The organism is Micromonospora sp. NPDC049081, from assembly GCF_040648835.1.
Classification (GTDB): domain Bacteria; phylum Actinomycetota; class Actinomycetes; order Mycobacteriales; family Micromonosporaceae; genus Micromonospora; species Micromonospora antibiotica.
On the sequence record NZ_JBEZEK010000034.1, the window covers coordinates 23,636 to 35,406 of the forward strand.

Genomic DNA, 11,771 nt, shown 5'->3' on the forward strand with positions numbered 1-11,771 from the left:
GGCGCGACGAAGGCGCAAACGCGTCGGGCCGACGCCGGATCGATGAAGTCAAGCAGCCGGTGAGCAGGGGTGGGTCAGTCGTGACCGTTCGTCAGTCGATCGTCTTCAACGGTGACCTCGGCAGCGGCAAGAGCACCGTCTCCGTCGAGATCGCCCAGCGGTTGGGCCTGCGCCGGGTCAGCGTCGGTGACCTCTACCGGCAGATGGCGCAGGAGCGGCAGATGACCGCCCTCCAGCTCAACCTGCACGCCGAGCTGGACCAGGCCGTCGACGGCTACGTCGACCAGCTCCAACGCGACATCGCCGCGTCCGGCGAGTCGCTGGTGATGGATTCCCGGCTGGCCTGGCACTTCTTCACCCACGCGCTCAAGGTGCACATGATCACCGAGCCGGCCGAGGCGGCCCGCCGGGTGCTGCTGCGCCCCTCCGGCCCGGCGGAGAGCTACACCTCGCTGGACGAGGCGGAGGCCAAGCTGCGCGAACGCAGCGAGAGCGAGCGTAACCGGTTCATCCTGCGTTACGGCGTCGACAAGGCCCGGCTGCGCAACTACGACCTGGTCTGCGACACGACCCGCGCCTCCGCCGAGGAGGTCATCACCCACATCGTCGACGTGTACGAGGGTCGCCTCGGTGCCGACGTGCTGCGTGACGCCCCGCCGCTGCTGCTGCTGGACCCGGCCCGGGTCTACCCGACCGAGGACGTCGCCACCCTGCGCGGGCTCGACGGGTCCGAGTTCGTCGGCGGGCTCGCGGCGGCCGGCGACGAGGCGCTCGAACCGCTGCGGATCGGCTTCACCGGCGATTACTTCTTCGTCGTCGACGGGCACCGTCGGCTCAGCGCCGCCCTACGCAACGGGTTCTCCCTGGTGCCGGCGCAACTGGTCGCCGAGGTGGACGAGCCGGTCGTCGGGCAGACCAGCGCCGTCGACTACTTCGCCGCCCACGTGCGCCCGAGCCTCGTGCACGACTGGGAGGCCGCCCACGGCACCCGGCTCCCGCTGCCCGCGCACGCCCTGCTCGGCGACCACGCGGTGCTGGCCGGCGAACCGGGCGCCAACGCCTGACGTCGGCGTCAGCGGCACCATCCCGACCCGTCGCGGTACGCCGGCCGACACCACCTCGGCACTCCGTAGACTGGTACGGCACCACGCCGTCCAACGAAGGAGCCACCCCGCGTGACCGTCCAGCCCATCCGTCTGTTCGGGGACCCGGTGCTGCGCACGCCGGCCGATCCGGTCGTCGACTTCGACGTCGAGCTGCGTAGGCTCATCGCCGACCTCACCGACACGATGCGTGACCGTGGCGGCGCCGGGCTGGCCGCCCCCCAGCTCGGGGTGGGCCTGCGGGTCTTCACCTTCGAGGTGGACGACGTGCTCGGCCACCTGGTCAACCCGGTGCTGGAGTTCCCCGACACCGAGGAGCAGGACGGCCCGGAGGGCTGTCTGTCCATCCCCGGGCTCTACTTCGACACCAAGCGCCGGCAGAACGTCGTCGCCAAGGGCTACAACGGCTACGGCGACCCGTTGCAGATCGTCGGCACCGGGCTGATGGCGCGCTGTGTCCAGCACGAGACCGACCACCTCGACGGGGTGCTCTTCCTCGACCGGTTGGACCCTGCCGGGCGCAAGGAGGCGATGAAGGCGATCCGCCAGGCCGACTGGTACGACGACGCCGCCCCACCCACCGTCAAGGTCAGCCCGCACGCCGCCGGTGGCCCCTTCGGTCTGGGCCGGTGACCCGCCGATGCGTCTGATCTTCGCCGGCACCCCGGCGGTCGCCGTCCCCGCCCTGGCCGCCGTGCACGCCTCCGGGCACGACCTGGTGGCCGTGGTGACCCGCCCCGACGCCCCCGCCGGGCGGGGCCGGGGGGTGCTCCGCTCACCCGTCGGCGCCTGGGCCGACGAGCACGGCGTCGAGGTGCTCACCCCCGCCCGGCCCCGGGAGCCCGAGTTCCTCGACCGGCTCGGCGCGCTGGCACCCGACTGCGTGCCGGTCGTCGCGTACGGCGCGCTGGTGCCCCCGGCGGCGCTGGAGATCCCCCGGTCCGGCTGGATCAACCTGCACTTCTCGCTGCTGCCCGCGTGGCGGGGCGCGGCACCCGTGCAGCACGCGGTGCTGCACGGCGACGAGCTGACCGGGGCCAGCGTCTTCCAGCTGGAGCAGGGGCTGGACACCGGCCCGGTCTACGGCACCCTCACCGACGAGATCCGCCCCACCGACACCTCCGGCGACCTGCTGGAGCGGCTCGCCCACTCCGGTGCCGGGCTGCTGGTGGCCGTCCTGGACGCGATCGAGGCGGGCACCGCCCGGGCCGAACCGCAGCCCGCCGACGGGGTGTCGCTGGCCCCGAAACTGACCGTGGACGACGCCCGGGTGCGCTGGACCGACCCCGCCTTCGCGGTGGACCGTCGGATCCGCGCCTGCACCCCGGCCCCCGGCCCGTGGACGACCTTCCGGGGCGAGCGGGTCAAGCTCGGCCCGGTCACCCCGGTCGGCAACGGCCCCGAACTGAAGCCTGGAGAACTGCTGGTGGAGAAGTCCCGCGTGCTGGCCGGCACGGCGACCGTACCCGTTCAACTCGGTGAGGTGCGCGCAGCCGGCAAGCGGGCCATGCCGGCGGCCGACTGGGCGCGCGGCGTGCGGGCCGGTGCCGGGGAGGAACTCGCGTGACCGGGCCGACGCAACGACCCGGGCGCCCTGTCGACGGCGGGCGACGTGAGCAACGCGGCGACGACCGGCGACCTGATCGGCCGGGTGGCGGCTTCCGGGGGGACCGCCCCGCCCGCACCGGCGGCTGGGGTGGCCGCGACGACACGCGGGGCGGGCGGCCGGGCCGACCGGTCCGCCCGGCCGTGGACCTGCCCCGGTACGCGGCGTACCAGGCGGTCGCGGCGGTGCACCGCGACGACGCGTACGCCAACCTGGTGTTGCCGGTGATCCTGCGCGAGCAGGGGCTGACCGGTCGGGACGCCGCCTTCGCCACCGAGCTGACCTACGGCACGCTGCGTCAGCTCGGCACCCTGGACACCATCCTCACCGCCGCGGCCGGCCGGGACGTCGAGCGGATCGACCCGCCGGTGCGTGACGCGCTGCGGCTCGGCGCCTACCAGCTGCTGCACACCCGGGTGCCGGCGCACGCCGCCGTGTCGTCCACGGTCGACCTGGTCCGCACCGTGGGGGAAGGCGCCACCGGGTTCGCCAACGCGGTGCTGCGCGAGGTGGCCGGCCAGGACCTCGACGCCTGGGTGACCAAGCTCGCCCCGTCCCCGACGGCCGACCCGATCGGCCACCTGGCCGTGACCTACAGCCACCCGCAGTGGATCGTGCGGGCCTTCGCCGACGCCCTCGACGGTGACCTGGGTGAGGTCACCCGGCTGCTGATCGAGGACAACGAGCGCCCGCCGGTGCACCTGTGTGCCCGTCCCGGCCGGGCCGACCCGGTCGAGCTGGCCGACGAGGTCGGCGGCGCTCCGGGCGCGTTCTCCCCGTACGCGGTCTACCTGGCCGGTGGGGCCCCCGGTGACCTGCCGGCGCTGGCCGACGGCCGGGCCCACGTGCAGGACGAGGGTTCCCAGTTGGTGGCGAACGCGCTGGCGGCGGGCCCGCTGGACGGCCCCGACGGGCGCTGGCTGGACCTGTGCGCCGGCCCCGGCGGCAAGGCCGGGCTGCTCGGTGCGCTCGCCGCGCAGCGGGGTGCCCGGGTGACCGCGGTCGAGGTGTCCGAGCACCGGGCCCGGCTGGTCGAACAGGCCACCCGGGGGTTGCCGGTGAACGTGCTGCACACCGACGGGCGCACCGTCGGGGCGGACCCGAAACTGCCGGAGGGGCACTTCGACCGGGTGCTGGTCGACGCCCCGTGCACCGGGTTGGGTTCGCTGCGTCGTCGGCCGGAGTCGCGCTGGCGGCGGCAGCCGTCGGACCTGCCTCCGTTGACCCGGTTGCAGCGGGAGCTGCTCGCCGCCGCGCTGCGGGCGACCCGCCCGGGTGGTCTGGTCGCCTACGTGACCTGTTCCCCGCACACCGTGGAGACGCACGTGACGGTCACCGAGGCCGCCCGTCGCGCCGGGGTGCCGGCGGACTTCGTGGACGCCCGTACCCTGCTCCCGTCCGGCATGCCCGGCCTGGGCGACGGCCCCACCGTCCAACTCTGGCCTCACCGCCACGGCACCGACGCCATGTTCCTGGCCGTCCTCCGCCGCAACTAACCCCACCCCGAAACCCCAAACCCCACCCCCGTCCACCCTCACCACCCCCGCCTGACCTCGGTGATCAAGAGGTTTACGTCACCCGCCAGCGCGATCCTGACGTAAACCTCTTGATCAACTCGGGTGGGGGCGGGGAGGGCGGGGTGGGGTTAGGTGATGGGGAGGCCTTTGGGGCCGGCGCCGCGCATCGAGCGGGTCAGTTTGCGGTCGTCGCTCCAGAGGAAGCAGCGGATGCCGCGGTCGCCCTCCTCCCACTCACGCTGCGACGGCGGATAGAAGATCGACCCGGCCCGGTACGGCAACTCGCTGTTGTTGGGGACCTCGGCGAAACCGGCGATCAACGCCATGCACCGCCGGTGCACCCGCTGGTTGGCGCGACTGAAATCGGCCCAGCTCAGGTCGCTGCGTTCCAGGTAGACGCCGACGAACTCGGCGCGGTGCGGCTCGGAGCACAGCACCGGGGCCATGTAGTTGAGGTTGTTGCCGATCAGCTTGGGATCGAAGCAGCGGTGGCTGAGCGGGTTGTCACCGACCATCGCCCCGCGCAGGCTGCCGACCCGGTTGACCGGCCGGGTGTTGTCGATGCTGTCGGTCTCGCTGAGGTCGCACCGGAACCAGCGGGCCCCGCTGTTCCACGCCGAGTTGGACGGCAGCGCGATGTTCATCGTGAGCCGGGCCGAGTGCCAGTCGCCGCCGAGCACGGCCCGGGCCCGCTGGTCGCACTCGGTGCGGGCGGGACGCAGCGCGGCGGAGCCCGGCTCGGGCCGCTCACCCCGGGTCACCGCGCCGGTGAAGGTACCGACGTGGACGGCCTCGGCCAGGTGGCTGCGCGCACAGTCCACCGTCTCGTAGGTGCCGGCCTGCACGACGGGGGTGATCCGGGGCAGGCAGGCGTCGGTGGCGGGCACGAACGACTGGGCCACCGGGAGCACCGGCCAGTCGTCGAGCAGGTCGCCGTCGGCGCTGTGCTGCGACACGCAGCCGCTGAGCGCCACCGTCACCGCGCCGGCCAGCGCCACCGCCACGATCCACCGTCGCATCCTTCGCCCTTCCCGCGCCATGACGGTCCGTCGCCGTGCCCCATGTGGCGTCACCCGTCGACGGGCGAGCAGCATACGTGACCATCCCTGATGGAGTGTCGTCATTTCGGTGCCGTTCGGCCAGTCGCCACCGGCCATTCGTCCCGTACTCCCGCCGACGGGAGCCGATGCTGCACCATGGGTCACGCCTGGATCACAGGGCGTCGCTCATGGTGCCGTGCTGTCCGCGGCGGATGGCCGCGTTCGTACACTTGCCCTGTGACCGTACCGCCGTCGATCATCGCGCCCAGCATCCTCGCCGCCGATTTCGCCCGCCTCGCCGATGAAGTCCGCGCCGTCGAGGACGCCGCGGACTGGCTGCACGTCGACGTGATGGACAACCACTTCGTGCCCAACCTGACCATCGGCCTGCCCGTGGTGCAGAGCCTGCGGGCGGTGACCCGGCTCCCCTTCGACGTGCACCTCATGATCACCGACCCGCGGCGGTGGGCCCCCGGGTACGCCGACGCCGGGGCGTACAACGTCACCTTCCACGCCGAGGCGTGCGACGACCCGGTGGCCCTGGCCAAGGACCTGCGCTCGGCCGGGGCCAAGGCCGGGTTGGCCATCGACCGGGACACCCCGATCGAGCCGTACCTCGACCTGCTGCCCAGCTTCGACACCCTGCTGATCATGACGATCAAGGCCGGTTTCGGCGGGCAACGGTTCATCCCGCAGCTGCTCGACAAGGTGCGGGTGGCCCGGCGGCACGTCGACAGTGGCCACCTGGAGCTGCGCATCGAGGTCGACGGCGGGATCGCCGCCGACACCATCGAGCAGGCCGCGGCGGCCGGCGCGGACGCCTTCGTGGCCGGCACCGCCGTGTACGGGGCGGCCGACCCGGCCGAGGCGGTCCGCCGCCTGCGCGGGCTCGCGGAGCGCGCTGCCCCCGGGGCCTGAGGTGGAACCCGCAGGCGACCGTCCCGACGTGATCCTGGTCGTCGACGACGACGAGGACATCGCCCGCTTCGTCGAGTTCAACCTGCGGCTGCACGGCTTCGAGGTGCTGCATGCCGGGGACGGCCAGGAGGCGCTCGACATGATCGAGCAGCACAAGCCGGACCTGGCCGTGGTGGACCTGATGATGCCGCGCATCGACGGCCTGGAACTGACCCGCCGGCTGCGCGCCAACCCGATCACCTCGGCGCTGCCGGTGATCATGCTGACCGCCAAGGGCATGACCGTGGACAAGGTGCACGGGCTCAGCGCCGGCGCCGACGACTACCTGGTCAAGCCGTTCGACACCGCCGAGCTGGTGGCCCGGGTCAGTTCCACGCTGCGCCGCAACAAGGAGTTCCGCGAGGTCTCCCCGCTGACCGGCCTGCCCGGCAACAGCCGCATCCGCCGGGAGATCAGCGACCGGGTCCGCAGCGGCGTCGACTACGCCGTCGGCTACATCGACATCGACCGGTTCAAGAGCGTCAACGACCGGTACGGCTTCGTCCGGGGCGACGAGTTCATCTCCGCGCTGGCCCGCAGCCTGCACCGGGCGGTGGTGGCGATCGGGCTGCCGCCGGCCTTCCTCGGTCACGTCGGCGGCGACGACTTCGTGATCGTCTGCGCCCCCGAGCAGATCCGCCCGCTGACCTCCCGGGCCGTGGTCGACTTCGAGAAGTCCGCCGACACCCTCTACGACCCGACGGACCGGGAGCGCGGCTTCGTCGAGCTGAAGGACCGTCGGGGCAACATCCGGCGGGCCGCCCTGGTCACGCTGTCGATCGGCGTTTCGCTCTCGGACGCCCGCAAACGCTTCACCGACCCCCTGGACGCGATCGCCGTGGCCAGTGAGATGAAAACGGTCGCCAAGAGCCAACCGGGGTCATACGTCGCGGTGGACCGCCGCCGCGCCGACGGGGTGTGAAGTAGCACGCTGGAGGTGGCGGACCTCCCGGGGTGACGTGTAAGACTTCGCATGTACCCACCACGCGCTGGCGGGGCTCGGTGAAATTCCGAACCGGCGGTGATCCACGTAACAGTGGTAAGCCCGCGACCCGGACGGCTGTGCCGCCCGGTGGACCTGGTGAGAATCCGGGGCCGACGGTGGGGGAGCGGTCCGTCCGCACCCCCGACAGTCCGGATGGGAGACAGCGCGCGGGCGGGGCGGGCCTGCGCGGGCGTCATCCGGCCGCGCGTGGGCTCCCCCGGGGGCGGCCCTGCCGTTCCCGGTTCCGCCGCCGCCTGCCCGTTCCTCCCGTACCGCCCGCGCGCGGACCGGCGAGGGAGAGGGCAGGGCATGGGCGGCGTCTCCGTGGACGAGGCGATGCGTCGTGCCATCGAGCTGGGTGCCCGGGGCCTCGGCACCACCAGCCCCAACCCGGTCGTCGGCTGTGTGCTGCTCGACGCGGACGGCACGGTCGTCGGGGAGGGCTTCCACGCCTACACCGGCGGGCCGCACGCCGAGATCGTCGCGCTCGCCCAGGCCGGTGAGCGGGCCCGGGGCGGCACCGCGGTGGTCACCCTGGAACCCTGCGACCACACCGGTCGCACCGGCCCGTGCAGTCACGCGCTGATCCGCGCCGGCATCGCCCGGGTCGTCGTCGCCGTGCCCGACCCCAACCCGGTCGCCTCGGGTGGCGCCGCCACCCTGCGCGCCGCCGGGGTGCGGGTCGAGTTCGGGGTACGCGCCGACGAGGCCGAGGCCGGCAACGTCGCCTGGCTGACCTCGATGCGGCGCGGCTGGCCGTACCTCATCTGGAAGTACGCCGCCACCCTCGACGGCCGGTCGGCGGCGGTCGACGGCAGCAGCATGTGGATCACCTCCGAGGCCGCCCGGATGGACGTGCACGCGCTGCGCGGCACCGTGGACGCGGTGATCGCCGGGGTCGGCACCGTGCTCACCGACGATCCCCGGCTGACCGCCCGTAACCTGCGCGACGGCACCCTGGCCATCCGGCAGCCGCTGCGGGTGGTGGTGGACAGCGCGGGGCGTACCCCGGCCGACGCCCGGGTCCGCGACGGTGCCGCCCGCACCTGGATCGCCACCGTCGCTGAGGTCGGGGCCGGCCCGGACGGCCGGGTCGACCTGCCGGCCCTGCTGGCCGAACTGCACCACCGGGGGGTACGCGCCGCGCTGCTGGAGGGCGGCCCCCGGCTGGCCGGGGCGTTCCTCGCCGCCGGCCTGGTCGACCGGGTCGTCGGTTACGTCGCGCCGAAGCTGCTCGGGGGTGGCCCCACCGCATTGATCGACGCCGGTGTGACGACCATCGCCGACGCCATCGATCTGGAACTCACCGACGTTACCCGGGTCGGATCCGACCTGCGGATCACCGCGCTGCCCCGGAAGAGGGAGGCCTGACATGTTCACCGGCATCGTCGAGGAGTTGGGCGAGGTCGTCCGGATCGCCGACACGGGGGGTGACTCGGCGCTGGTCGCGATCCGCGGCCCGCTGGTCACCTCCGACGCCCGGCACGGCGACTCCATCGCGGTCAACGGGGTCTGCCTGACCGTGGTCGACGTCGACGGCGGGGTGTTCACCGCCGACGTGATGGGCGAGACACTGCGCCGCTCGGCGCTCGGCGGGCTGCACCCCGGTGACCCCGTCAACCTGGAGCGGGCCGCCGCGCTGAACAGTCGGCTCGGCGGGCACCTGGTGCAGGGCCACGTCGACGGGGTCGGCGAGGTGCTCTCCCGGGAGCCGGCCGCGCAGTGGGAGACCCTGCGGTTCCGGCTCCCCGCCGCCCTGGCCCGGTACGTGGTGGAGAAGGGCTCGATCACCGTCGACGGGGTGTCGCTGACCGTGGCGGCGGTGGGCGACGACTGGTTCACCGTCGGGCTGATCCCCACCACCCTCAAGCTCACCACGCTCGGCGGTCGGGGCGTCGGTGCCCCGGTCAACCTGGAGGTGGACGTGTTGGCCAAGTACGTCGAACGTCTCCTCGGCACCCGCCTGCCCGGCGACGGCGCACCGCCGTCCGCAGGTCCCCACGGGCCGGTGGCCGGCAACGCCGGTGGCCCGGTGCTCCCGCCGGTCGGCGGGGGTGCGCGGTGACCGGGCCGATAGGTTGGCTGCTCGACGCCCAGGTGCAGGTCGTCGGTTCCCCGGTGCTCGTCCGGGAGATCGTCGGCAACGCCTTCGGGCTGGTCTCGGCGCTGCTCGGGTTGCGCCGGCTGGTCTGGGCCTGGCCGGTCGGCATGATCGGCAACGGGTTGCTGTTTACGGTCTTCCTCGGCGGCGTGTTCGCCACCCCGCAAGCGCACGACCTCTACGGCCAGGCAGGCCGGCAGGTCTTCTTCTTCGCGGTCAGCGTCTACGGCTGGTGGCGCTGGTCGAGCAACCGCCGCCAGGGTGGGGACGCCCCGGCGGTCACCCCCCGCTGGGCCACCGGCCGGGAACGGCTGGGCCTGCTGCTCGCCGCCGTCGTCGGCACCGCGCTGGGCTATCCGCTGCTGGCCGCGCTCGGCTCCTGGGGGCCGCTGCCGGACGCCTGGATCCTCACCGGCAGCCTGCTGGCCACCTACGGGATGGCCCGGGGCTGGGTGGAGTTCTGGCTGGTCTGGATCGCCGTGGACGCGGTCGGCGTACCACTGCTGCTGCGCGGCGGTTTCTATCCCTCGGCGGCGATGTACCTGGTCTACGGCGCACTCTGCGGCTGGGGCTTCGCCGCCTGGTGGCGCACCTCGCGGGCCGCCCGTACGGCGTCCGCGCCGATCCCGCCCACCTACTCGGAGGTCGTGGCATGAGCACGCACGGTGTCACCTTTGCCCGCATCGAGGAGGCGGTGGCCGACATCGCCGCCGGCCGGCCCGTCGTGGTGGTCGACGACGAGGACCGGGAGAACGAGGGCGACCTGATCTTCGCCGCCGAGCTGGCCACCCCGGAGCTGCTCGCCTTCATGGTCCGCTGGACCTCCGGTTACGTCTGCGTACCGCTGACCGAGGCGGAGTGCGACCGGTTGGACCTGCCGCCGATGCACCACACCAACCAGGACCGGCGCGGCACCGCGTACACGGTGACCGTGGACGCCCGGGAGGGGGTCAGCACCGGCATCTCCGCAGCCGACCGGGCGCACACCATCCGGCTGCTCGCCGACCCCGGCACCGACCCGACGGATCTGGCCCGCCCCGGCCACGTGGTGCCGCTGCGGGCCCGCGCGGGCGGGGTGCTGCGCCGACCCGGGCACACCGAGGCGGCGGTCGACCTGACCCGGCTGGCCGGGTTGCGGCCGGCCGGGGTGCTCTGCGAGCTGGTCAACGACGACGGCACCATGATGCGGCTGCCGGATCTGGAGAAGTTCTGCGTCGAGCACTCGCTCACCCTGGTCACCATCGCCGACCTGGTCGCCTACCGGCGGCGGCACGAGAAGCAGGTCGAGCAGGTCGCCGAGGCCCGGATGCCCACCCCGTACGGGGTGTTCCGGGCGCTGGGCTACCGGGCCGAACACGACCCGGCCGAACACGTCGCGCTGGTCTTCGGCGAGTTGGGCGAGGGCGACGACGTGCTGGTCCGGGTGCACTCCGAGTGTCTCACCGGGGACGTCTTCGGGTCGCTGCGCTGCGACTGCGGGCCGCAGTTGCAGGCGTCGCTGGCCCGGGTCGCCGGGGAGGGGCGGGGCGTGGTGCTCTACGTGCGCGGCCACGAGGGGCGGGGCATCGGCCTGCTGCACAAACTCCAGGCGTACCAGCTCCAGGACCAGGGCCGCGACACCGTGGACGCGAACCTCGACCTGGGGTTGCCCGCCGACGCCCGGGACTACGGCACCGGCGCGCAGATCCTCTACGACCTGGGGGTGCGGTCGATGCGGCTGCTCACCAACAACCCGGCCAAGCGGGCCGGGCTGGAGGGGTACGGGCTGACCGTCACCGGTCGGGAGGGGCTGCCGGTCCGACCGCACCCGGAGAACGTCCGCTACCTGCGGACCAAGCGGGACCGGATGGGCCACCTGTTGGACGAGCTGGACGAGGTGACCGAGGCCCCGATGGGCCGGCCGGTCCCCGGCGACGAGATCGGAGCATGACCATGGCGGGTTTCGGTGAACCGGGAGTGACCCCGGTGGACGCCACCGGGTTGACGGTCGGGGTGGTGGCCGCGCGTTGGCACGGCGAGCTGACCGACCACATGCTCGACCGGGCGGTGGCCGCCGCGCAGGCGTGCGGTGCGCGGGCCGTGACGGCCCGGGTGGCCGGCTCGGTGGAGCTGCCGGTGGTGGCCCAGGCCCTGGCCCGGCGTTGCGACGTGGTGGTGGCCCTGGGCGTGGTGGTGCGCGGTGCGACCGCCCACTTCGACTACGTCTGCCGGTCGGTGACCGACGGGCTGACCCGGGTCGCCCTGGACGAGGGCAAGCCGGTGGCGCACGGGGTGCTGACCGTGGAGACCCTCGACCAGGCCCGGGACCGGGCCGGGCTGCCCGGTTCCGCCGAGGACAAGGGCTGGTCGGCCACCGTCGCCGCCCTCGACGCCGCCCTGGCGATCCGCGACGTCACCACCGCCAACGGCCACCGCGTCGGCTTCGCCCACTGACCACCCGCCCCGCCAGGTGTAGGGAAGGG

The 11,771-nt window shown here is 73.5% G+C and carries 12 protein-coding genes and 1 riboswitch; of the genes, 11 read left to right on the plus strand and 1 reads right to left on the minus strand.

What is annotated here, in order from left to right:
- Window positions 1–80: 80 nt before the first annotated feature.
- From AB0B63_RS29810 to AB0B63_RS29825, 4 genes are all read left to right on the plus strand, one after another.
- The gene (locus tag AB0B63_RS29810; RefSeq protein WP_357024788.1) at window positions 81–1,064 is read left to right on the plus strand and encodes an AAA family ATPase; all 984 of its coding nucleotides are present in this window, start codon (window positions 81–83) and stop codon (window positions 1,062–1,064) included.
- A gap of 111 nt (window positions 1,065–1,175) precedes the next feature.
- Window positions 1,176–1,736, plus strand: a complete 561-nt coding sequence (def, locus tag AB0B63_RS29815) for a peptide deformylase (protein WP_208570169.1) — start codon at window positions 1,176–1,178, stop codon at window positions 1,734–1,736.
- Between the two features lie 7 nt (window positions 1,737–1,743).
- The gene (gene fmt, locus AB0B63_RS29820) at window positions 1,744–2,670 is read left to right on the plus strand and encodes a methionyl-tRNA formyltransferase (protein ID WP_208570170.1); all 927 of its coding nucleotides are present in this window, start codon (window positions 1,744–1,746) and stop codon (window positions 2,668–2,670) included.
- Window positions 2,667–4,205 (plus strand): RsmB/NOP family class I SAM-dependent RNA methyltransferase, encoded by a 1,539-nt coding sequence (locus AB0B63_RS29825; RefSeq protein ID WP_357024792.1) that lies wholly within the window; start codon window positions 2,667–2,669, stop codon window positions 4,203–4,205. The genes fmt and AB0B63_RS29825 overlap by 4 nt, the downstream gene beginning before the upstream one ends.
- A gap of 149 nt (window positions 4,206–4,354) precedes the next feature.
- On the opposite strand, the gene AB0B63_RS29830 is transcribed toward AB0B63_RS29825, so the two are convergent.
- Window positions 4,355–5,245 carry a septum formation family protein gene (locus tag AB0B63_RS29830; protein WP_208570172.1) on the minus strand — a complete coding sequence of 297 codons (891 nt, stop codon included), beginning with the start codon at window positions 5,243–5,245 and terminating at the stop codon, window positions 4,355–4,357.
- Window positions 5,246–5,503: 258 nt separating this feature from the next.
- Here AB0B63_RS29830 and rpe point away from each other — a divergent pair, with 258 nt between their 5' ends.
- The 7 genes from rpe to ribH all read left to right on the plus strand — a co-directional run bounded on the left by rpe (window position 5,504) and on the right by ribH (window position 11,742).
- Window positions 5,504–6,184, plus strand: coding sequence for a ribulose-phosphate 3-epimerase (rpe, locus tag AB0B63_RS29835; RefSeq protein ID WP_208570173.1), 681 nt, complete (start codon window positions 5,504–5,506; stop codon window positions 6,182–6,184).
- A 1-nt stretch (window position 6,185) separates the two neighbouring features.
- Entirely contained in the window at window positions 6,186–7,145 is a 960-nt protein-coding gene (locus AB0B63_RS29840; RefSeq protein WP_307799820.1) for a response regulator, read from the plus strand.
- Window positions 7,146–7,207: 62 nt separating this feature from the next.
- A riboswitch (FMN riboswitch) is annotated at window positions 7,208–7,377 on the plus strand.
- Window positions 7,378–7,517: 140 nt separating this feature from the next.
- Window positions 7,518–8,579, plus strand: coding sequence for a bifunctional diaminohydroxyphosphoribosylaminopyrimidine deaminase/5-amino-6-(5-phosphoribosylamino)uracil reductase RibD (gene ribD / locus AB0B63_RS29845; RefSeq protein ID WP_219469743.1), 1,062 nt, complete (start codon window positions 7,518–7,520; stop codon window positions 8,577–8,579).
- A gap of 1 nt (window position 8,580) precedes the next feature.
- Window positions 8,581–9,273 carry a riboflavin synthase gene (locus AB0B63_RS29850; protein ID WP_244253372.1) on the plus strand — a complete coding sequence of 231 codons (693 nt, stop codon included), beginning with the start codon at window positions 8,581–8,583 and terminating at the stop codon, window positions 9,271–9,273.
- Entirely contained in the window at window positions 9,270–9,965 is a 696-nt protein-coding gene (gene pnuC, locus AB0B63_RS29855) for a nicotinamide riboside transporter PnuC (protein WP_208570175.1), read from the plus strand. The genes AB0B63_RS29850 and pnuC overlap by 4 nt, the downstream gene beginning before the upstream one ends.
- Window positions 9,962–11,239, plus strand: coding sequence for a bifunctional 3,4-dihydroxy-2-butanone-4-phosphate synthase/GTP cyclohydrolase II (locus AB0B63_RS29860; protein WP_357024799.1), 1,278 nt, complete (start codon window positions 9,962–9,964; stop codon window positions 11,237–11,239). Before pnuC ends, AB0B63_RS29860 begins: the two co-directional genes overlap by 4 nt.
- A 2-nt stretch (window positions 11,240–11,241) precedes the next feature.
- Complete coding sequence (gene ribH / locus AB0B63_RS29865) at window positions 11,242–11,742, plus strand: 6,7-dimethyl-8-ribityllumazine synthase (RefSeq protein WP_357024854.1); 501 nt, start codon at window positions 11,242–11,244, stop codon at window positions 11,740–11,742.
- Window positions 11,743–11,771: the final 29 nt, after the last annotated feature.

Coding starts and splice junctions, on each gene's coding strand:
- fmt (WP_208570170.1), top strand. CDS start 1,744: ATGCGTCTGATCTTCGCCGGCACCCCGGCGGTCGCCGTCCCCGCCCTG.
- AB0B63_RS29830 (WP_208570172.1), bottom strand. CDS start 5,245: ATGCGACGGTGGATCGTGGCGGTGGCGCTGGCCGGCGCGGTGACGGTG.
- ribD (WP_219469743.1), top strand. CDS start 7,518: ATGGGCGGCGTCTCCGTGGACGAGGCGATGCGTCGTGCCATCGAGCTG.
- AB0B63_RS29850 (WP_244253372.1), top strand. CDS start 8,581: ATGTTCACCGGCATCGTCGAGGAGTTGGGCGAGGTCGTCCGGATCGCC.
- AB0B63_RS29860 (WP_357024799.1), top strand. CDS start 9,962: ATGAGCACGCACGGTGTCACCTTTGCCCGCATCGAGGAGGCGGTGGCC.
- ribH (WP_357024854.1), top strand. CDS start 11,242: ATGGCGGGTTTCGGTGAACCGGGAGTGACCCCGGTGGACGCCACCGGG.